Origin of the sequence: Vibrio splendidus (assembly GCF_001557875.1) — a bacterium.
GTDB lineage: Bacteria > Pseudomonadota > Gammaproteobacteria > Enterobacterales > Vibrionaceae > Vibrio > Vibrio splendidus_F.
Genome location: NZ_LNRF01000003.1, coordinates 315,023 through 337,261 on the forward strand (window position 1 = coordinate 315,023; position 22,239 = coordinate 337,261).

General features: G+C 44.7%; 18 protein-coding genes. 8 read left to right on the top strand and 10 right to left on the bottom strand.

Features of this window, described 5'->3' with window-relative positions:
- Positions 1-50: 50 nt before the first annotated feature.
- Complete coding sequence (locus tag ATB74_RS10895) at positions 51-1,322, top strand: YeaH/YhbH family protein (RefSeq protein WP_017091537.1); 1,272 nt, start codon at positions 51-53, stop codon at positions 1,320-1,322.
- Positions 1,323-1,333: 11 nt separating this feature from the next.
- A complete protein-coding gene (locus ATB74_RS10900) occupies positions 1,334-2,896 on the top strand; it encodes a SpoVR family protein (protein ID WP_060982326.1) in 1,563 nt (520 codons plus the stop codon).
- Positions 2,897-3,082: 186 nt separating this feature from the next.
- On the opposite strand, the gene sohB is transcribed toward ATB74_RS10900, so the two are convergent.
- Positions 3,083-4,144, bottom strand: coding sequence for a protease SohB (gene sohB / locus ATB74_RS10905; RefSeq protein WP_155645145.1), 1,062 nt, complete (start codon positions 4,142-4,144; stop codon positions 3,083-3,085).
- A gap of 147 nt (positions 4,145-4,291) precedes the next feature.
- On the opposite strand from sohB, the gene ATB74_RS10910 reads away from it, so the two are divergent.
- The 4 genes from ATB74_RS10910 (at position 4,292) to ATB74_RS10925 (ending at position 10,577) form a co-directional block, all read left to right on the top strand.
- The gene (locus tag ATB74_RS10910; protein WP_050621848.1) at positions 4,292-5,032 is read left to right on the top strand and encodes a YciK family oxidoreductase; all 741 of its coding nucleotides are present in this window, start codon (positions 4,292-4,294) and stop codon (positions 5,030-5,032) included.
- A gap of 154 nt (positions 5,033-5,186) precedes the next feature.
- The gene (gene imuA / locus ATB74_RS10915; RefSeq protein WP_061018487.1) at positions 5,187-5,894 is read left to right on the top strand and encodes a translesion DNA synthesis-associated protein ImuA; all 708 of its coding nucleotides are present in this window, start codon (positions 5,187-5,189) and stop codon (positions 5,892-5,894) included.
- 3 nt (positions 5,895-5,897) lie between these two features.
- On the top strand, positions 5,898-7,370 hold the full coding sequence (locus ATB74_RS10920) for a Y-family DNA polymerase (RefSeq protein ID WP_061018489.1): 1,473 nt from the start codon (positions 5,898-5,900) through the stop codon (positions 7,368-7,370).
- 114 nt (positions 7,371-7,484) lie between these two features.
- Entirely contained in the window at positions 7,485-10,577 is a 3,093-nt protein-coding gene (locus ATB74_RS10925) for an error-prone DNA polymerase (RefSeq protein WP_061018491.1), read from the top strand.
- A gap of 336 nt (positions 10,578-10,913) precedes the next feature.
- On the opposite strand, the gene ATB74_RS10930 is transcribed toward ATB74_RS10925, so the two are convergent.
- Positions 10,914-11,855: a chemotaxis protein CheV gene (locus ATB74_RS10930; RefSeq protein ID WP_017062139.1), complete on the bottom strand. Its 942-nt coding sequence runs from the start codon at positions 11,853-11,855 to the stop codon at positions 10,914-10,916.
- 168 nt (positions 11,856-12,023) lie between these two features.
- Positions 12,024-13,241 (bottom strand): sugar metabolism global transcriptional regulator Mlc, encoded by a 1,218-nt coding sequence (gene mlc, locus ATB74_RS10935; protein WP_048607464.1) that lies wholly within the window; start codon positions 13,239-13,241, stop codon positions 12,024-12,026.
- 318 nt (positions 13,242-13,559) lie between these two features.
- Here mlc and pyk point away from each other — a divergent pair, with 318 nt between their 5' ends.
- Positions 13,560-15,005 (top strand): pyruvate kinase, encoded by a 1,446-nt coding sequence (gene pyk, locus ATB74_RS10940; RefSeq protein ID WP_061018492.1) that lies wholly within the window; start codon positions 13,560-13,562, stop codon positions 15,003-15,005.
- A 161-nt stretch (positions 15,006-15,166) separates the two neighbouring features.
- On the opposite strand, the gene ATB74_RS10945 is transcribed toward pyk, so the two are convergent.
- Both ATB74_RS10945 and ATB74_RS24555 read right to left on the bottom strand, forming a co-directional pair.
- Positions 15,167-16,381, bottom strand: a complete 1,215-nt coding sequence (locus ATB74_RS10945) for a patatin-like phospholipase family protein (protein ID WP_061018494.1) — start codon at positions 16,379-16,381, stop codon at positions 15,167-15,169.
- A gap of 41 nt (positions 16,382-16,422) precedes the next feature.
- Positions 16,423-16,512, bottom strand: coding sequence for a YnhF family membrane protein (locus tag ATB74_RS24555; protein ID WP_122053551.1), 90 nt, complete (start codon positions 16,510-16,512; stop codon positions 16,423-16,425).
- A 145-nt stretch (positions 16,513-16,657) separates the two neighbouring features.
- Here ATB74_RS24555 and ATB74_RS10950 point away from each other — a divergent pair, with 145 nt between their 5' ends.
- Complete coding sequence (locus ATB74_RS10950) at positions 16,658-17,251, top strand: outer membrane beta-barrel protein (RefSeq protein ID WP_061018495.1); 594 nt, start codon at positions 16,658-16,660, stop codon at positions 17,249-17,251.
- Between the two features lie 112 nt (positions 17,252-17,363).
- Here ATB74_RS10950 and ATB74_RS10955 read toward each other — a convergent pair whose 3' ends face one another.
- The 5 genes from ATB74_RS10955 to tmk form a co-directional block, all read right to left on the bottom strand.
- Complete coding sequence (locus ATB74_RS10955) at positions 17,364-17,768, bottom strand: hypothetical protein (RefSeq protein ID WP_061018497.1); 405 nt, start codon at positions 17,766-17,768, stop codon at positions 17,364-17,366.
- Positions 17,769-17,998: 230 nt separating this feature from the next.
- Complete coding sequence (gene ptsG, locus ATB74_RS10960; protein ID WP_017062145.1) at positions 17,999-19,429, bottom strand: PTS glucose transporter subunit IIBC; 1,431 nt, start codon at positions 19,427-19,429, stop codon at positions 17,999-18,001.
- A gap of 444 nt (positions 19,430-19,873) precedes the next feature.
- Positions 19,874-20,641, bottom strand: a complete 768-nt coding sequence (locus ATB74_RS10965) for a TatD family hydrolase (RefSeq protein ID WP_060982317.1) — start codon at positions 20,639-20,641, stop codon at positions 19,874-19,876.
- Positions 20,632-21,597 carry a DNA polymerase III subunit delta' gene (locus ATB74_RS10970; RefSeq protein WP_061018499.1) on the bottom strand — a complete coding sequence of 322 codons (966 nt, stop codon included), beginning with the start codon at positions 21,595-21,597 and terminating at the stop codon, positions 20,632-20,634. Before ATB74_RS10970 ends, ATB74_RS10965 begins: the two co-directional genes overlap by 10 nt.
- Before the next feature lie 6 nt (positions 21,598-21,603).
- Positions 21,604-22,236: a dTMP kinase gene (gene tmk, locus ATB74_RS10975; RefSeq protein ID WP_060982315.1), complete on the bottom strand. Its 633-nt coding sequence runs from the start codon at positions 22,234-22,236 to the stop codon at positions 21,604-21,606.
- Positions 22,237-22,239: the final 3 nt, after the last annotated feature.

Here is a 22,239-nt window from a genome sequence, read left to right on the forward strand (position 1 = left end):
TATACCCGAATAAAAAGTAGGATCGCGACATCAGCTGAGAGGGAGTTCTTATGGCACAATTTATCGATCGGAGGCTCAATGGCAAGAATAAGAGTGCTGTGAATAGACAGCGTTTCTTACGACGCCATAAAGAGCAAATCAAAGAATCTGTGGCCGATGCAGTCAACCGACGCTCAATCACCAATACTGAAACGGGTGAAGACGTCACTATTCCCCATAAAGACATCAAAGAGCCAAGCTTTCACCAAGGTCAAGGCGGCGTAAGAGAACGCGTTCACCCAGGTAATGATCAGTTCATCACAGGCGATAAAATCGAACGCCCTAAAGGTGGCGGTCAAGGTGGTGGCTCAGGCCAAGGCGACGCAAGCCCTGATGGCGAAGGCCAAGATGAATTTACCTTCCAAATTTCAAAAGATGAGTATCTTGATATTCTCTTTGAAGATTTAGCTCTGCCTAATTTAGAGAAGAATCAGGTCAATAAAATCACCGAATGGAAAACACACCGCTCTGGTTACCAGAGTGCGGGGATTCCATCCAACATCGCCATCGTTCGTTCACTGCAACAATCTCTGGCTCGTAGAACCGCGATGACAGCAGGTAAAAAGCGTGAGCTTAATCTACTGATGGAGCAACTTGACCAAGTTAAAATGACGGAGCCAGCACAACCTTTTGAAGAAAGTCGCTTGAAAGAAGAGATTGCCGAGTTACGTAAAAAAATTGAAAGCGTGCCATTCATTGACACCTTCGACCTACGCTTTAAAAACTACGAGAAGCGCCCTATTCCATCTAGCCAAGCCGTGATGTTCTGTCTAATGGATGTATCTGGTTCAATGGATCAAGCCACGAAAGATATTGCTAAGCGCTTTTATGTCCTTCTGTACCTGTTCCTAAACCGCACCTACGAAAACGTCGATGTTGTGTTTATTCGTCACCATACTCAGGCTAAAGAAGTCGACGAGCATGAGTTTTTCTACTCCCAAGAAACCGGTGGCACCATTGTTTCCAGTGCATTGAAACTGATGAAGGAAATTGTCGCAGACCGCTATCCTGCTAATGAGTGGAACATCTATGCAGCACAAGCCTCTGATGGCGATAACTGGGCTGATGACTCTCCTCGTTGTAAAGAGCTGCTGGTCAATACGCTTCTACCAACTTGCCAATATTACTCTTACATCGAAATAACACGCCGCTCTCATCAAACGCTTTGGCACGAATACGAAAAACTCGAGAGTAGCTTTGACAACTTCGCCATGAAAAACATTAAAACGGTGGATGATATTTTTCCTGTGTTTAGAGAACTGTTCCAGAAAGAGACAGCGTAAGGGAGTTTGCCATGACAGCGAAATCAAACGTTGCAGAGAAAGACAAAGCTGCAAAGAAGAAAAACGACAAGATGCTGCCTGATGGTCCAGATTGGACGTTCAACCTCTTGGAGAAATACCACGTAGAAATCAAACGTGTTGCGCAGCATTACCGTTTAGATACTTACCCAAACCAGATTGAAGTGATTACTTCAGAACAGATGATGGATGCATACTCAAGCATTGGTATGCCTATCAATTACAACCACTGGTCTTTTGGTAAAAAATTCATTCAAACCGAGCAAAACTACAAGCATGGCCAAATGGGCTTAGCCTACGAAATTGTGATCAATTCAGATCCTTGTATCGCTTATCTGATGGAAGAGAACACGGTAACGATGCAGGCTCTAGTAATGGCTCACGCTTGCTACGGCCACAACTCTTTCTTTAAAGGTAACTACCTGTTTCAAACCTGGACAGACGCCGGTTCCATCATCGATTACTTGCTGTTCGCTAAGAAGTATATCAGTGGTTGTGAAGAGAAATATGGCGTCGCTGAGGTTGAGCAGCTCCTTGATTCTTGCCATGCATTAATGAATTACGGCGTAGACCGATACAAACGTCCTGAGAAGATTTCCATTGCAGAAGAAACAGCAAGACAAGAAGAACGTGAAGCTTATCTGCAATCTCAAGTCAATGAGCTGTGGAGAACTGTGCCTAAAAATCAAGACAAGGAAAAAGAGACCAAAATCCGCTTTCCTAGCGAGCCTCAAGAGAACATTCTCTACTTTATCGAGAAGAACGCACCACTGCTTGAACCTTGGCAGCGTGAGTGTGTTCGTATCGTTCGCAAGGTAAGCCAGTATTTCTACCCTCAGAAACAAACTCAAGTCATGAACGAAGGCTGGGCAACCTTCTGGCATTACACCATTCTTAACCATCTTTATGATGAAGGCTTGGTGAGTGACAAGTTCATCTTAGAATTTTTACACAGCCACACCAGCGTGGTCGCACAGCCCGCCTACAACAGCCCTTACTTTAGCGGAATAAATCCTTACGCGCTTGGCTTTGCGATGTTTAGAGACATCCGACGCATCTGTGAAGAGCCAACAGATGAAGACCGAGAGTGGTTCCCAGAGCTGGCAGGAAGTGATTGGTTAGAAGCAGTGCACTTTGCAATGCACAATTTCAAAGATGAAAGCTTTATCAGCCAATACCTTTCTCCAAAAATCATTCGAGACTTTAAGCTGTTCTCTGTACTCGACGACGACCGTAAAAACACCATCGAGGTGAGTGCCATTCATGATGATCCGGGCTACCGCCTGATTCGTGAGAAGCTTGCGGCGCAATACAACCTAAGTAACCTTGAACCAAACATTCAGGTGTTTAACGTCGATGTTCGTGGTGACCGCTCAATGACGCTGCAGTATGTACCTCATGACCGTATCCCGCTTGATAAAGGCTACGACGAAGTGATGAAGCATCTCTATCGCTTGTGGGGCTTTGATGTAATTTTGGAAGAGCTCAAAGATACGGGTCATAGAGAGATTCTGACGACTTGTCCAAAACGTAATGACTATGGAGCCAAGATTTAATACCCATCGCAGTTAATCGGTGATGGCTATAAAACTCCGCTCCCCCTACACCATAGTGGTCAACCCGCTCGGAAGTGGAGCAATAAAAAAGCGCATAAGTCTGATGACTTATGCGCTTTCTTTTTAAGGCTCAAACGTCTTTAAATAGACGTGAGCCACTAAAGCTAGAGCTAAAACTGAATAAACTTAAACAATTGGCTTTTGGCCGCGTTCAATCAGTTTCATCAGTATGCTGTCTGCAGATTTGCCTGCCACGCCCGCTAGTTTGTCTGAAAGCTTTTTCTTCTGTACGTAGTGAATCGCTAGAACCGTTTTGTTCTTACATGCCGCTACGACTAAATCATCAGAAGTGCTGATCTCATCCACCAGCCCAAGTTCATGTGCTTGCGTACCAAACCAGTGCTCACCCGTTGCTACTTTTTCAAGATCTAACGCAGGACGATGGTCACGGATGAAGTCTTTGAATAGGCCATGTGTCTCTTCTAGCTCTTCTTTAAACTTCTCACGTGCTTTATCGCTGTTCTCACCAAACATGGTTAATGTACGTTTGTACTCACCTGCCGTTAGCTGTTCGAACTCAATATCGTGTTTCTTCAGCAGTTTATTGAAGTTTGGCAATTGAGCGATAACGCCAATAGAGCCAACAATAGCAAAAGGTGCAGATACGATTTTGTCTGCGATACATGCCATCATGTAACCGCCACTTGCTGCTACTTTGTCTACCGAGATAGTTAGAGGCAAACCTGCTGCTTTGATACGATCAAGTTGAGAAGACGCCAAACCATAGCCGTGAACCATGCCACCGCCAGACTCAAGCTTAAGTAATACTTCATCGCCTTCACGAGCCACAGCCAGAACCGCCGTTACCTCTTCACGTAATGAAGCCACTTCTTTAGCATCAATGCTGCCGTTAAAATCAAGAACGAATAGATGTGGTTCACGCTTGCTATCAAGCTCACCCTCTTTCGCTGCTTTCTTCACTTCTTTACCACGTGATTTTACTTTCTCTTTTTCTGCTTTCTTTTCTGCTTTATCACGGGCTTTGATGAAAGCATCATCATGTAGATGGTGCTCTAATTGTTCAATCGTCTGTTTATGGTGTTCAGATAGGTTCGTGATTTCCAGCTCACCTTTAATTGCGCTTGATTTCCCACCCACAGATTTAGCAATCACTAAAATTGCGATGATGGCGATTACAACGGTCGCAATCTTGGCTAAAAACAAGCCGTAGTCCAACAAAAATTCCAATGTCATATCCCCTATTGTATGAATTAGTGTATTGTAACCATCTTGTCACGATTACCAAGAATTTCTCATCATTCCTGCGGTTATCTGTGTGATTAAACATCAATGGAATGACGAACATAATAAAAGAAAGAAGGAAGGATAAGCACAGTGGATTACCCAATCTCTACAGATGCCCTCAAAGATAAAGTAATTTTGGTTACAGGTGCCGGTGCTGGCATTGGTCGCCAAGCAGCACTAAGCTTCGCTCAACATGGCGCAACTGTCATTCTGTTAGGCCGCAATGTTAAAAATCTTGAATTCATTTACGATGAAATCGAAAGCGCTGGTTACCCACAACCTGCGATTATTCCATTGGATTTAAAAGGTGCGACAAAGCAGAACTACGTTGATATGGCAGAAACCATTGAATCACAGTTCGGTCGTTTAGATGGTCTACTGCATAACGCAGGTGTTCTCGGCACTCTGAGTCCATTTGAACAGATTGATGAAGAGACTTTTGATGATGTTATGCAGATCAATGTGAAGTCTGAATTCTTGATGACTCAAGCACTTCTGCCTGCTCTTAAGAAAGCGGAAGCAGGTCGTATCGTATTTACCTCTTCTACCGTTGGCCACTCTGGCCGTGCATTCTGGGGCACTTACGCGATCTCTAAGTTTGCTACCGAAGGTATGATGCAAATCCTAGCGGATGAGCTTGAAGACACTAACATCCGTGTTAACGCGATCAACCCGGGCGGCACTCAAACACGCATGCGCGCAAAAGCGTACCCAGGTGAAGATGCAAACAAGCTGAAAACGCCACTGGACATCATCCCACTGTACTTACACTTAATGAACCCAAGTGTGACAGACATTAATGGCCAATGTATCGACGCTCAACCTAAGTAGTTGATATTATAACCAATCGTAAAAAGTCGCTTTAATAGCGGCTTTTTTTGTATCTAAATCAAGCACCTAAAACTTAGTTCCTTTGATTTTCATCATTTTGCTTTGCATCTTTTTCATTGTTAAATATACTGTATATATATACAGGTGTTTAATTATGCATGAACTTATAAAAAACTTACAAGACCGCCAGCTAATCTGGAAAGGGTTACAATCAACAACGCAAGGAAGTACCACTTCAACAGGCTATCCTCAACTGGATAAACAGCTTGATGGCGGCTTCCCGACGCACGGCGTTATTGAGGTTGAATCACAACAAGGGATCGGCGAACTACGCCTACTCACGCCCTATTTATCTCAACAAAACTCGCAAAAACTGGCCATATTCATTAACCCGCCTGGGAAGATCTGTGCCGAGTTTTTTAGCAGCCAAGGCATTGAATTAGAGAACATTCTCGTTATCCAGCCTCAACGCGATCTCGATGCGTTGTGGGCAGCTGAGCAGTGCCTCAAAAGCGGTGCTTGTCACTCTGTATTGCTATGGGGTGCCGCTCTCGAAATCCACCAAACCAAGCGCCTACAAGCAGCCAGTGAAACCGGTAAGTGCCTTCAGTTTCACTTTAAAGCCACCAGCCATAATCAACTATCCCTACCCGTTTCTTTAAGCATGAAGCTGTCTTCTCACGCCCAAGGATTGAAGGTAGAGGTAACAAAAAGAAAAGGCAGCTGGTCGTATGGCAGCTTTATTTTAGACATGACACACAACTGGCCGTTACTCACAGAGAAAGTCGTTTATGAAGACAATTTAGACCGTGCTTTGTCAGGTAACACTGTGCTGGCTTTTCCTATTGCGAAGCAAGGCTAGCGTATGTTGTGGCTTTATCTGCACTTTCCGTCTCTGCAGTTGGATACCTTGTTTAACTCTAATGAATTAGGTTCGAGCGAAGACTCACGCGAACAACCTATTATCATCGTGGATGAAAAAGATCACCGTGTGCTGCAAGCTAACCCAGCGGCACTGCAATCGGGAATTTCGCTTGGTATGGGCTTAGGGTCTGCGGCGGCGCTGTGTCACAACTTACACGTCCACCCTTACAGCATTGAACTAGAGAAAAGTAAGCTCAAAGAGATCGCTCAATGGGCGTATTTGGTCACTTCTGATATGGCGTTATTGCCACCAAATGGTTTATTGATTAGAGCCTCTAACATGCTGTCACTTTACGACGGGTTAGATAACTACTGGCATGAGCTCAAAAGCCACTTGGAGACGCTCAATATCCAGTTAAGCTTCGCTACGGGTTATTCGCCGCTTGCTGCGATCCTTTTGGGTAAGCAAGCGATCAATCAAGCAACAAACAATATTGAGCAGATGAAAACTTGGGTCAATCAACAAGCATTGAGTTCCAGTGAGCTACCGACCAAGCAAGTTGAACGCTTAAACCGTGTCGGTATCAATACCGTTAAAGATCTATTAAAGCTACCTTTGCAAGAAATCGCACGCCGCTTTGACATCGACTTGGTGAATTATGTCGGTCGCCTTAACGGACAGTTCAAACACCCGATTGACTTCTATCACCCACCAGAGAATTTCCGGCAATATTTGGAGCTGTTGTTTGATATTGAAAACATCCTATTTATCGAAAAACCGCTGCTGAAATTACTGAATCAACTCGAGAGTTTTTTGAAGCTACGTGACAGAGTCGCGTTTGAGCTAACACTGACTCTGCACCTCAGAGATAAAGACGACCACCATGTCTCTTTCTATTCGGCACAAGGTGATTACCTTGCTGAAAAATGGGCAAACCTTACCCATCTAACTTTAGAGTCACTAAAGCTCACAGCACCGGTTCAAGGGCTGACCCTCAGCTTGGTTCGTCATGGAGAACCGCAAATGACCTATCATGATCTTTTTGATGGTAATACAGGAACACTTGCCGCGTTAGATTTGCTTTCACTATTGCAAGCAAAGCTTGGGCAAGCCTGCATTCAAACACCGAAAATACAGCAGGACCCTAGGCCAGAAAAAGCCAATCGCTATTCGCTTCCAACCCTGAATAAAACCGTAGCAAAGAAACAAGCCACCTTTGAGATTGTGGAAAAAGCAGCGCCGTCTCTCAACATAGGTCAGCAGCGACTCAGGCCCAGTATTTTACTGCCAGAGCCCGAAGCCTTAACCGAAAGCGTCACCTTATCTCAGGGCCCTGAGCGTATTGTTTCTGGGTGGTGGGATGGCGAAAAAATCATTCGCGACTACTTTATTGCTCACAGTGAAAACGGTCGATGGCTATGGGTCTTTAGAACGCCAGATAAACAGTGGTTTTTGCACGGCTTATTTAGCTAGTCGGTAAGAACGTAACTCAGCAAGACAATTTAGTTAAGTCGTCCGTTCCACGTACTCTATTTCAACATCCCTTTTCAATCATGTTCACTCGCAATGGTTAAGTGAGATTACGTTATGTCTCAGCAATACTCAGAGCTTTTCTGTCAAAGCAATTACTCCTTCCTTGAGGGAGCCTCACACGCAGAGGAGCTTGTTTTACAGGCCGATTTCTTGCGTTACAAAGCACTCGCGGTTACTGATGAGTGCTCAGTCGCGGGCATCGTTAAGGTTCACTCTGCGATCAAGCAACATAAACTATCACTCAAGCAAATTGTCGGGAGCATGTTTTGGCTAAATGACGAATGCCAAGTGGTTTTGCTATGCCCAAATAGACAAGCCTATGCCGAGCTTTGCCGCATTATTACCAATGCGAGGCGCCGAAGCAGCAAAGGACATTATCAGCTCTCTGAGTGGGATATCATGTCGGCTAAGCACTGCTTTATTCTTTGGCTTCCTCAACAGAAAAATGAAGACGCGCACTGGGGGCAATGGCTATCCCAGCATCATTCAGGTCGGCTTTGGATCGGCTTACAACGACACCTAAAACAAACCGACCAGCAGTACACAGATTACTGCGTTGAGCTGTCACAACATCACCAACTGCCTATTACAGCTTGTGGTGGCGTGCTGATGCACAACGCGAATCGCTTGCCCTTACAGCACTCACTCACCGCAATTAAATACCAAAAACCCATTACCGATGTGGGCAGTCACTTACTCGCTAATGCCGAGCGTTGTTTACGGAGTATCGATAAGCTCTCTCATATATTCAAAGCGGAGTGGCTAGAAGAGAGCAATCGCATCGCTGAGTTATGTGAATTTGATTTAGATAGCTTGCGATACGAATACCCAAGTGAGTTGATTCCTCAGGGTGAGACGCCCATGAGCTATCTGCGTATGTTGGTCGAAAAAGGAAAACAGACTCGCTTCCCGCAAGGCGTGCCTGACGATATCCAACAGATCATAGATAAAGAATTGGGGTTAATTGGCGAGCTTGACTACCCTTTCTTTTTTCTCACCATCCACGACATCGTGATGTTTGCCAAAAGCCAAGGCATTCTTTACCAAGGTCGAGGTTCAGCGGCCAATTCCGTGGTTTGTTATTGCTTAGAAATCACCTCTGTCGACCCAAGACAAATCTCGGTACTGTTCGAACGCTTCATCAGTAAAGAGCGTGATGAGCCGCCTGATATTGATGTCGATTTTGAGCATGAACGCCGAGAAGAGGTTATTCAATATATCTACCAAAAATACGGTAGAGAACGTGCTGCACTGGCTGCAACGGTCATTTCTTATCGCTTTAAAAGTGCAGTAAGAGATATCGGTAAAGCATTAGGGCTACAAGAAACTCAGCTCGATTACTTCATCAAAAACACCAATCGCAGAGACAAAAGCTTAGATTGGCAGGCTCAGTTAACTCAATTAGGACTACAACCTGATTCTTTGAAGGGGCAACAATTTATCCATTTGGTCAATGAGATCATCGGCTTTCCACGCCACCTATCTCAACACGTCGGCGGCTTTGTCATATCCTCAGGACCTCTGTATGAGCTGGTTCCCGTCGAGAATGCTGCGATGCAAGACCGAACCATTATTCAATGGGATAAGGATGATCTAGAAACCTTAGGCTTGCTGAAAGTTGATGTGCTCGCGCTTGGTATGCTCTCTGCGATTCGTAAATGTTTCGACCTGATCAAACGTATTCACGGGCGATCACTGACCATTGCTGAGATCACTCGCCTTAAGGACGATCCTAAGGTTTACGGGATGATTCAACGGGCAGACACGGTCGGGATATTCCAAATTGAGTCACGCGCGCAAATGAGCATGCTGCCGAGGCTTAAACCGAGGACTTATTACGACTTGGTGATTCAAATCGCTATCGTACGCCCAGGTCCTATTCAGGGCGATATGGTTCATCCGTTTCTCAAGCGTCGAGATGGCATTGAGCCAATCAGTTATCCATCTAAAGATGTGGAGTCGGTACTGTCGCGCACCTTAGGTGTTCCTATCTTCCAAGAGCAAGTGATCAAACTCGCGATGGTAGCAGCAGGATTTACTGGTGGTGAAGCAGATCAACTCAGACGAGCGATGGCCGCTTGGAAGAAAAATGGCAACGTATTTAAATTTAAAAACAAGCTTATCGAGGGAATGCAAAAGCGCGGTTATGAGACAGAGTTTGCTGAGCAGATCTTTAAACAGATATGCGGCTTTGGCGAGTACGGTTTTCCTGAAAGCCACTCGGCTTCATTTGCGGTGTTAGCTTATTGCTCTGCTTGGTTGAAATGTTACTACCCAGAGTGTTTCTACGCTTCTTTACTCAATAGCCAACCCATGGGCTTTTATAGCCCATCACAGTTGGTACAAGACGCACAACGACATAATGTGGTGATACTTCCGGTCTGTGTGAACGCCTCACAAGACAATCATATAGTCGTTGAACATCAGAATGGTTTAGCGATTCGCTTAGGGCTGCGACAAATCAAAGGATTCAGCGAGCATGGAATTCAAAGCGTGCTCGCCAATCGCCCACAATCCGGTTATCGCCACCCTAGTCAGGTGAAACAGTTATCGATGAATAAGAAAGATATCGAGCTACTGGCATCGGCCAATGCGCTACATAATGTCTCAGGAGACCGCTTCCAGACTCGCTGGGCGATCATGGACTCGGCGTCTGATCTACCTCTGTTTAGCCAAACCTATGACGATGCTGAAGCAGGACATGACGAACATGTACTGCACAAGCCGAATGAGATGCAAGATCTACTCGAAGACTTCACCAGTGTCGGAATTTCATTGAACAAGCACCCAATCACTTTGCTCGAAGAAGCGGGACGATTAGGTCGATTCACACATATGAAAGATTTAATACAACAAAGACACAAATCTATGGTCACCGTTGTCGGATTAGTCACAGGCAAACAATCTCCCGGAACCGCGGCAGGTGTCACCTTTGTCACGCTGGAGGATAGCACTGGCAATATTAATGTCGTGGTATGGGGAGCAACCGCGCGCGCTCAACAGCAAGCTTATCTGACAGCCAAGGCGTTAAAGGTACAAGGGATATTAGAAAAAGAAGGAGAGGTCGTGCATGTTATTGCGGGGAAACTTATCGATATTACCGATGAAATTGTTGGCTTGAAAACCAAATCTCGGGATTTTCATTAGCGAAGTACCAACTGTTCTCAATAGGTCACTGGCTAAAGGAGGAACGAGAGAAAGAGCAACGAAAAAGGGAAGCATCCGCTTCCCTTCGATTCCAATTGTTGAGTTATGACTCAACTTCAGCTTCCGTACGTCTTTTCTTAAATTCCCTATACAGTAATAAGCTCAAAGTCATGACGACTTTAGACGTTAACCATATCATTAAGAGGAACTACCTTAGATTGTGTGTGAAAAGTTACGCTAGTAGTTGAGCATATTTCGTTAAGAAAAATATGCTACGTGAATATTAGCAAACGTTTTCTATAAGGTCACTCAAAACAAACCGTACAGCAGCATTAATTATAAAATCTGACGCATTCGCTCTTGAGTCACTTCAACCAAGAGGTCCGGCTGGAACTTGGAAATAAAGCGGTTACACCCTACTTTCTCAACCATAGCTTCATTAAAACTTCCACTTAATGAAGTATTTAGCGTAATAAACAGGTCATGCATTCTAGGGTCAGTACGTACTTCGTGTGTCAGCTTATAGCCGTCCATTTCAGGCATTTCAGCATCGGTGATCATCAACAATATTTCTTGATTGATGTCTTTGCCTTCATCACACCAGCCCTTAAGTAAGGTCAGTGCTTCTAAGCCATCACAACACTCAATAATGTTCAAACCCAACTGCGACAAGGTACCTTTGATTTGGTTACGCGCTGTTGAAGAGTCATCAACGATAAGCACATTACGTCCTATCATCTCCTGAGCTAACTGTTCGTCTAAAACGCCTTCAGAGATCGATACATCGTAATCAATGATCTCAGCCAACACCTTTTCAACATCGATGATCTCAACAATCTTGTGCTGCTCTTCTTCTTGAATATGCGTGATAGCGGTTAGGTAGTTTGCACGGCCTGTTGTCTTTGGCGGCGGTTGAATTTCTGTCCATGTCGTGTTCACGATATTACGAACTTGTCCAACCAAGAAACCTTGTACGGTTCGGTTGTATTCCGTAATAATCAGGTTGCTCTCTTGAGATTCCGCACGAGATGGCGGAAAGCCAATGGCACTTCGCAAATCAATAACAGGCACCGATTCACCACGTAAAGAAGCCACACCCGTAATATGATGGTGAGAGCCCGGTAAGCGAGTGAGCACTGGCACTTTTAGGACTTCTTTCACTTTAAATACGTTAATCGCAAATAGTTGACGACTGTTTAAGCTGAATAACAAGAGCTCCAGACGATTTTCACCGACCAGTTTGGTTCTCTGATCAACCGAATTTAAAACGCCAGACATACAACACCTTAGTGACAAATAATAACTGTGGCTACAATAGCCTACTTCAATAGGTTAAAGCAAAGCGCCAATGCACAGAATGCTTAAACTAAGTACAACAAATGATGTTATACAAAGCTTAAGTACATAGAAAGGTTCAGGGTAAGGCTACAAGACGAGAAAAAGGGGTTAGCCTTCAATAACTTTCATTAATAGTTGACCATCGTATAAAGCCTGCTTAATGAGCGCAGCACCTGGCATGGTTGCCTGCTTATAAAAACGAGATTCCACCAGCTCTAAGTCTTTATGGTAAACAGATAGGCTCTGCTCTTCGATGCACTTTTGAATCGCTGGATATAACACACTCTTCGCCTGATTGATAACACCACCCACCAAGATCTTCTCTGGGTTGAATAGGTTAATCACAATCGCAATCGCAGAGCCTAGGTAACGACCTAACTGTTCAATCACTTCAACAGCCAGCGGATCCCCATCAGCAGCGGCAGCGCAGATCTGTTCAATAGTGACGTCTTCAAACACCGTTAGCGTTGATTCTTCACCATTTGCCAGTCGCTCTTTGACTTGCTCACGGATTGCTTGTGAACTCGCGACCGTTTCTAAACAGCCTCGATTACCACAGTGGCAAAGCTTGCCTTCCTTATCGATCTGGATATGCCCCAACTCACCGATGTTACCGTGACGTCCTTGCAGAACGCGACCATCAAGAATGATCCCGGCACCTAAACCGTGGTGAATCGAGATAAGAACAGAGTTGTCGTTGTCTTGTGAGTTACCAAACAGCTTCTCTGCTAATGCCCACGCTCGGGTATCATTGGCAATAAAAACTGGCAGACCGGTTTCTTTGTAGATCTCCGGCCCCAACGCTAAGTTTTCAACGTTGTAGTGCGGCATCTGCAACACAATACCTTGCTCTGAATTCACCAGACCTGGCAGTGTGATTGCAATACTTGTCACCCTGTCGAGTTGCTCGGCATAGGTTTGGAAGAACTCATCGATTTCATGAAGAAGACGCGCAAGCACATCGTCTTGGTCACGTTCGTGAATGTCGATCTTCGTATCGATAAGTACATCGCCGCCCAATTCATGGAGCGCGATCGTCAAGTATCCGCGACCAAGACGCATTGACAGAAACTGCCAACCTTCGTTATTGGTTTGTAAACCGACAGCAGGACGCCCACGAGTCGTGGCTTCTTGAACCGTCGTTTCGTGAATAAGGTGAGCTTCAATGAGTTCACGGGTAATTTTAGTAATACTCGCCGGAGCCAACTCACTTTGCTTGGACAGATCGATACGAGAAATAGGACCTTTAAGGTCAATTAGTTTATATACACGACCAGCATTGACCTGTTTGATATGATCAATATGGCCCGGTTGAGCCATGTACATTTTACGCTCCAGAAATCATCAACGAGGTAATTTTTTTACTTTGCGAAGTAATTGTGAAGTCACTTGGTATATCGCCGTGACCAGTATCACGTATATACATGAATCTTTGTGTATCGAGTCAAATAGTTCGAGGAAAATTAACACCCACATCGATAATTTACGACTTAATTTTCAGAATAAAACATCGTGTTTGAGCCCTGAATTCAATAATTACAGGTAAATCAAGAAATATCCCCCTAGCTCCCAATAAATTATCAATTAATGCATATACTTAATTCAGTCTTTTAAAAGATTACTGGCCTCACTCTAGGAGTATTCATGACAGCTGAATTAAGAAAAACGAAAATCGTCACAACGCTAGGCCCTTCTACTGATAAAGGTAACGTGCTTGAAGAGATCATCAAAGCCGGTGCCAATATCGTCCGTATGAACTTCTCTCACGGCACCAGCGAAGACCATATCCAACGTGCAGAAAATGTCCGAGCGATAGCCAAAAGACTCGGCACTCAAATCGCCATTCTCGGGGACTTACAGGGTCCCAAGATTCGAGTATCGACATTCAAAGAAGGTAAGATCCAACTTGCTGTCGGTGATCTATTTACTCTCGACAGTAGCTTAGGTTTAAGTGAAGGCAACCAACAAGCGGTTGGCCTTGATTACAAAGAGCTACCTAACGACGTGTCAGCCGACGACATCTTGCTTCTCGACGATGGTCGGGTTCAACTGAAAGTAACCAAAGTGGAAGGCTGCCGTGTTCACACCGAAGTTATCATTGGTGGCCCACTATCAAATAACAAAGGCATCAATAAAAAAGGCGGTGGCCTTTCAGCAGAAGCGCTAACAGAAAAAGACAAGCGCGACATCGTCACCGCAGCACAAATCAAAGTGGATTACCTAGCCGTATCTTTCCCTCGCAATGGCGAAGACATGCACTACGCTCGTCAGCTTGCACGAGAAGCTGGCTTAGAAGCTCACCTCGTCGCAAAAGTGGAACGAGCAGAGACAGTCGCCACTGTTGAGAATATGGATGACATCATAATGGCCTCAGATGTGGTCATGGTGGCTCGTGGTGACCTCGGAGTAGAAATTGGAGACCCAGAGTTGGTCGGTGTACAAAAACAGCTTATACGCCGTGCTAGAGCGCTTAACCGAACGGTGATCACCGCGACTCAAATGATGGAATCAATGATTTCTGCGCCAATGCCAACCCGTGCCGAAGTCATGGACGTTGCTAATGCGGTACTCGATGGCACCGACGCGGTGATGCTTTCAGGTGAAACTGCTGCGGGTGATTACCCAGTCGAAACCGTAAAATCAATGGCAGAAGTGTGTATTGGTGCTGAGAAGATGGCGGGGGTTAACCAATCTAATTACCGTATTGACCGCACCTTCGTTACCGCAGAGGAAACTGTTTCTATGGCGACCATCTACTCAGCAAACCATATGGAAGGCATTAAAGGTGTAGTCACTCTCACCGAGTCTGGCCGTACTGCCTTGATGATGTCTCGCTTAAGTGCTGACATGCCTATCTATGCGCTGTCTCGTAACGAAGGAACACTTAATCGCTGCACCTTGTACCGAGGTGTGACACCTATCTACTTTGAGACAGAGGCCGAAGACAGCTTTGATATTGCACTATCAACCCTCACTTGCCTAAAAGAGAAAGGATACCTGAAGTTTGGTGACCTAGTGATCATCACTCAAGGCGACATTATGGATGTCGCAGGGTCAACCAACTGTATGAGAATCTTGCCTGTCACTTAATGTTTGACCGTAAGGCGAAGCGATTAGCATAATTTCAAAGGCAAAAAAGGGTTATTGAACCAAGTTCAATAACCCTTTTTCATTTCAGAATACGACTCACTAACGATCGGGTTAAAACAGCATGATAAGCTAACTGCATACTAATTCATCAACTTCGAAAATTACTTGCCAGCAGCAATGGTGGCTAACTGTGGCATGTGCGAATTACGAGCGTTTTCCGTTGACGTATAGGTTTCTACAAATCGGTGACCGGCTTCTAAGCCCAGCTCGTAATCGTGCAACAGATCCTCTTTATCACTCATTAGTGAACTCGATTTCAGCGGCTGACTTGGCGCTATCTGGACAACAAACGCATCATCAGGTGGCGAATTCAAAAAGTCTTGTGTCAGTGAGTAAGTTTGGTAGTGCACCATCAGCATGTCAGCTAGCCCTGAATCAAACTTATCTCCGATTAAATGACTTAAGCGATAAATATCATCTGCACCAAATAGCCAGCGACCACCGTTCAGCAGGTCTAAATGCCCACGGTCACGCTTCTGCTCTTTTGAGCGCATAATTTGTTGTTGGAAGAATGAGGTCCAGTCGGTTTTCCACTGCTCCACTTTCTGTTGCCAATGACCTTGAACACTGTCGAAAGACTCACGAAACCATTCCAGTTCTTCGGCGGATATCGGTTTGGGTGTTTTTATTGAAGGTTTATTCACCTGAGATCCGGCAAAATGTCCTTCCTCTTCCTCAACCACGGGCTCAGTACGAATCACGACAATGGAACGAGCTTGTCTGCGCCACGCTTCTTGAACCGGTATACATGCTGATACACCACCGTCCACATAAGCACTGTCACCAATAAAAATTTCGTCATTGTACAAACGAGGAATGGCGCAGGTCGCAATCATCACTTTGTACCAGTCATCGCCCAATAGTGGGAAGTAGTGGTCTCGTAAGTCTTTTGAACCCGTTACAGCCGCATAAAAATGGCGATCACCTAGCGTTTGTCGTCCTAAATCCAGATCGAGCTTATATGGGTAAGCCATAATTTGTTCTAGCGCCCATTCTAATCCTAGGTTCTTTCGGTGTCGTATATAGGAAAAGAGATTGAAAAATTCTGGTGAGGTTGTGAGGTCGAGAACAAAAGAACGGCCAAGGCCTTTATCACGGCACAGATAAGCGCATAAGTTGAGAGCACCTGCTGAGGTACCAAAAAATTCGTCGAAGGGGTCAAAATTTGAGAGAAGAAAGGCATCCAGCACTCCAGAAGTAAAAATACTTCTCTGTCCGCCACCTTGAGCGACCAGTGCTGTTTTTCCAGCAATAAACTTAGCGTAATAATCCAAGTCTATTGCTGTATCAATATTGGTTATAATCCCACTATTCATTATTCCCTGAGCATAAAAACTCAGCCTCGCAATAGATGGTATTAGCTACCAATTGCAATAAAGCCAAATGAAAGAATGATTGTGTAGATAAACGCTGTTATTTGTAGAGCATTTTTCAGATTATGGTCCATAGACACCTCTGGCTTATTATTAATTTGTCGAGTCTCTATTTAAGTACTATCAGGTGTGTGAAGTATCTTCAAGAATCGTTGAAATTAGTCGCACAATATTGATGTAACCATCACAATTAGTAAGTGTATGGACAAGGATATACTCATGAATAACAAAGCAAATATGATGGCACTGGTTACGCTTCTTTCCATTTCAAGCGCGAATGCTTCGCCGGAAATCATCATTACTCCAATGGTGGGTTATACTGGCGGCGGTAGTGTCGAAGACCAGGATGGTAAAACTTATGACATGAAAGGCTCTGAAAACTACACTTTTGCAATTGAAACGCCACTTGAAAAAGGACGCATCGGATTTTTCTATTCCAATCAGAGATCTGAGTTGGAAACACTCAACTTGAGCTCTTCCATCCAATACCTGCACTTTCAAAGCAGCATCTACTACCCTGCTTCTCCTGTGTTGTCCGGCTATCTAGGGCTAGGTCTTGGGGCGTCTTACGTTGATGTTGACTGGGCGAAAGATAAGTATGGATTCTCCACCTCTATCTTTGGTGGTTTAGAGTACAAATTGAGTGACAACTTAGCTTTAAACACTCAAATCCGCTGGCTAGGCACAGTTGTCGATAACGACACATCCGGTGTTTGTAGTGTACCGAGCACAGGGCAAGACTGCATTATCCGCTTTGATACCGATTGGATGAACCAATTCCAGGCCAATATCGGGCTGAGTTTTACTTTCTAAGTCAAAGCCTGTTCTCAAGCGAAATGAGTGAGAAGAAATAAGGGTGTCTGATGAAACGACAAAGCCAGCTAAATGCTGGCTTTGTCGTTATTAAAACGTTTTTTACTTCGAGTTAGAACTTGTAGGTAACACCCAGAGCACCACCTACTTGCAACTCAACCCCTCTGTACATGTCAAGCTCAGGGTGAACTTGCGCGTAAGCATTCCAACCTTCATAGAAGTTAACCTTCACGCCTAACGGCAAGCGTAAACCAAAGTCATCATTCCATTCAGCCCAAGCACCAGCACCCACATACCAGCTCAGCGGAGCTTCAGTCTCGAACTGACCACGCTTCCAGATGTAGTCAAATGCAGCACCGTCATTGCCAATCGTAGCACGGTATTTCTGATCAAATTCCACAACGACACTCAGGTCTTGGTCAATGGCAAGTCCAACTTCCAAAGCTGGAGCTTCAGAAGCGTGAACAAAAGAGGCTACACTGCAGCACATAAGGCCGATCAAGTAACGATGTTTCATAATATTCTCAGACTGTATTTAAAAAACGGAAGTCTACTGGAATCTCAGCAAAAGGTGTCATCGCTAGGTAAAAGATAAAAGACACGAAAAATTTGGGAACGACCATCAAATGATCGAGTTGATCGGTAACTCTCTGAGTTAGAGGGGGTTAGACGCGGAAAGGCCTTTCATAGAGCAGAAAACAAAAAAGGAGGCCTTTCGGCCTCCTTTCAATTTATTGAATCAGTGAATTAACCGTTGTTACGGATCCACTCATCCATGTCTGTCTTAAGGTTGTCAGACTTAGTACCGAAGATAGCTTGTACGCCACCAGCAACTACAACAACACCTGCAGCGCCTAGTTTCTTCAGTTTGTCTTGGTCAACAAGAGCTGTATCAGCTACTGCAACACGTAGACGAGTAATACAAGCGTCAAGACCAGTGATGTTCGCTTTGCCACCGAATGCAGCAACTAGCTCACCAGCAAGTTCAGAACCAGTCGCAACTGACTCTTCTTCCGTCTCGTCTTCACGGCCTGGAGTTTTAAGGTCTAGAGCTTTAATCACAGTGCGGAATACGATGTAGTAAATTGCAGCGTAAGCAATACCACATACAACCATTAGGCCCATCTTAGACGCGTTGCCAGATAGAACTAGGAAGTCGATTAGACCGTGTGAGAAAGATGTACCGTGTACAAAACCTAGAGTGTTCGCAAGAACGTAAGCAGAGCCAGCTAGTAGAGCGTGGATTGCGTACAGAACAGGAGCAACGAATAGGAATGAGAATTCAATTGGTTCAGTGATACCCGTTAGGAATGAAGTCAACGCAGCAGAAGCCATGATGCCCATTACTTTAGCGCGGTTTTCAGGCTTAGCTGAGTGTGCAATCGCGATTGCAGCAGCAGGTAGACCGAACATCTTGAACATGTAACCACCAGCTAGCTGACCGAAGCCATTGCCCGCTGCACGAGATGCGTCATCAGCAACTAGGTAACAAGTAAGAACACCGTTTTGAGTTTCGCCAGCAGCGTTTACACAAGTACCAGCTTCAAAGAAGAAAGGTACGTTCCAAACGTGGTGAAGACCAAATGGAATCAGAGAACGCTCAACGATACCGTAGATACCAAACGCCACTTGTGGGTTTTGGTGAGCAGCCCAATCAGAGAACGCAGAGATAGCGCCGCCAACTGGTGGCCATACTACAGATAGTAGGATTGCTAGACCGATCGCAGAGAAACCTGTGATGATTGGCACAGCACGCTTACCAGCGAAGAAGCCAAGGTACTCTGGTAGTTGAATACGGAAGAAACGGTTGAATGCCCAAGCAGCAACACCACCGACTAGGATACCACCTAGTACACCAGTATCGATTTTATCAACGCCCATTACACCAGCCATTACGCCAAGTGTAGCAGTCATGATGCCGTAACCAACGATAGCTGCTAGACCAGCCACACCATCGTTGTTAGTAAAGCCAAGTGCAACACCTACTGCGAACAGTAGTGCCATTTGACCAAATACTGAACCACCAGCTTGTTCCATTAAGTTTGAAACGATTTCTGGAATGAAAGGAAGATCTGCTGCACCGACACCTAGCAAAATACCCGCAACTGGTAAAACTGATACTGGAAGCATCAGAGACTTACCAACTTTCTGCAGGCTAGCAAAAAGGTTCTTAAACATGTTTATGCTCCTGATAAAGATAAAATAATTATATGGGTTCTAACGGCACACCCCCGTAGCCTATATGTTAGCACCCAGTGAAAATGTAACCATGTATTGCATTATATTTTCTGCCGCTAAATATATATTGATGGGGAACTAACTTTCTAGTCACTTACGAAATTTAGTTTCAAAACACGTCTTGGATCACATGTCAAATCTAGAAATGCAATGCTTTACAAACGTTTAATTCATTGAAATTAATGGGTATTTTTCTTTAAGCTTATTATTTTACTGGGTAAATAAAATAGGAGCTAATGTTATTTTTAGTAACAAAATTACAAATGTTATAAATAGCCATCTCAAGTTCAACATAATTAGTAAACATTAAAAAAAAAAGCATTTTTGGTGATCAAAAACACAAAAAGGGAGCTTTCGCTCCCTTTTATTTGTTTACTTCGTTTTTTATCGCAAAAAAAGTTTTTGATAATTTTTGGTTGTTTGTTCAGCAACCTCTTTCATTGACAAGCCTTTCAATTGTGCAATGTAGGCTGCGACTTCTACGACATATGCAGGCTGATTCTGCTTACCACGATATGGAATTGGCGCCAAATATGGGGAATCTGTCTCAATCAATAGCCTATCGAGAGGAAGCTTCCTAACAACTTCTTTGAGTTCTGTTGCTTGTTTGAAGGTCACAATACCTGAAATTGAGATATAAAAGCCTAGCTCGATTGCCGCTTCAGCGAACGCTTGATCTTCAGTAAAGCAGTGAATCACACCACCACACTTCTCAGCTCCACCATCACGTAAAATAGCCAATGTGTCTTCACGTGCGTTACGAGTATGGATGATCAAAGGTTTATTAAGCTCAACGGCCAATTCAACATGCTGCTTAAATCGTAGCTGTTGTAGCTCTGCAGTCTCTGGTTGGTAGTGATAATCTAAACCTGTCTCACCAATCGCTACAACCTTGGGATTGCTCGCGTACTCACGCATTGTCTCTAGGCAGAAATCACTTTCAACATCGAGAGGATGAACGCCACAGGAGGCTTTGACGTTATCAAACGGCGAGATCATCTCGAGCATGTTTTCAAACGAATCTAGTGTCACACCGACAGAAAGCAATTGGTTTACATTGGCAGCCTTCGCCTTGTTAACTACATCTTCTACGCTGGTGTGTAAATCTTGGTAATCCAGTTTGTCTAAGTGACAGTGGGAATCTACGAACATGTTTCCTCGCAAGTGGCTATTAGCCAATTCATTATGAGTAGCTCCGTATTGAGCCCAGGGTGTTGCTTTAACTGCTCAATCAATATCAGCAGTTTATTCGATGCTGCATAAGCACTTTGATAAGACATCACCTCACACAGTGCTTTTGCACTCGGAGTAATAGCTTGGTTCGCCAAACCAAAATGCAGCTTCTGTACATCCGACAATAAATGCCAAAGCCAGCCAAGTTGAATTAAAGGGTCTTTGCTAAGCTCTGTAGAGAACTTTAGCATGTCAGGTTGAGTGCCTTTTATCACATTCACAAAGCCATCGAGCGCTTTTGTTGATGCTTCAACGCCATCTTGCTCAAACATCGCTTTTGCTTTTAAAGGCGCGTTGTCATTGAGTGCTAAAATATACTGCGGTACCGCTTTGCCCACTTCCCCATCTAACCACGCAGAACCCGCCTCTAACTGCGGGCTAACCACATTGAATTGCTGACAACGGCTGATAATAGTCGGCATTAAGCGATTACTGTTGCGAGTAGACAGAATGAAAATACACTTGCTTGATGGCTCTTCCAGAGTTTTCAGTAGTGCATTGGAAGCCGATTCGTTCATTGCTTCAGCAGGGGCAAGCAAGATAACGCGCAAACCACCTAACTGAGAAGACTCTTGAGCCCAGCGGTTACTAGCACGTACTTGATCAACCGTGATCGACTTACCTTCTTTTTCTGGTGAGATCACATGAAAATCAGGGTGACTGCCCGACTTCATTAATTCGCAGCTGTGGCAAAACCCGCACGACTCGCTTTCATAATTCGTGCACATCAATGCGTCGGTAAGTTGGCTAATCAACGCATCAACGCCGAGCCCTTCCGGTGCATTAACAATCACAGAGTTAGGGAAACGCTCCGCATCGAGACTTTTTTTCCACTCACTCCATACCGGGGTGAGCCAAGAATACACTTCAGCCATGACTACCTACTGTTTGTCGAGCCAAGCAGTTAACGCGACTTTAATATCAGCGGCTACTTGCTCAATTTCTTGCTGCGCATTAATCACAAATACAGAATCATCTTGTTCTGCAATTTCTAAATAGCGCTCACGCGTGCGGTCGAAAAATGAGATGTCCATTTTTTCAATTCGATCAAGCTCACCACGGCCTCTAGCACGCTCTAGCCCTACTCTAGGGTCTAGGTCCAAATATAGCGTTAGATCGGGTTTAAAGCCGCCTAGCGTGGTTGCTTTCAGTGATTCCATAGTCGTGCGTGCTATCTGACGACCACCACCTTGGTAAGCCTGTGAAGACATATCATGACGATCACCCAAGACCCATTTACCACTGTCGAGTGCGGGCTTGATGACGTTCTCTACTAATTGAACTCGTGCTGCGTACATCAGCAGCAATTCAGTCATGTCTTGAAGCTTCTCGCCTTCGTGCTCTTCTTTAACCAATGAGCGCATCTTTTCAGCTAAGACTGTACCACCCGGCTCGCGAGTATTAACAATATCCTCAACACCCGACGCTTTTAATGTCTCAACGATGGCATTGATTGCTGTGCTTTTGCCAGCGCCTTCAAGGCCTTCAACCACGATAAATTTTGACTGATTCATAAT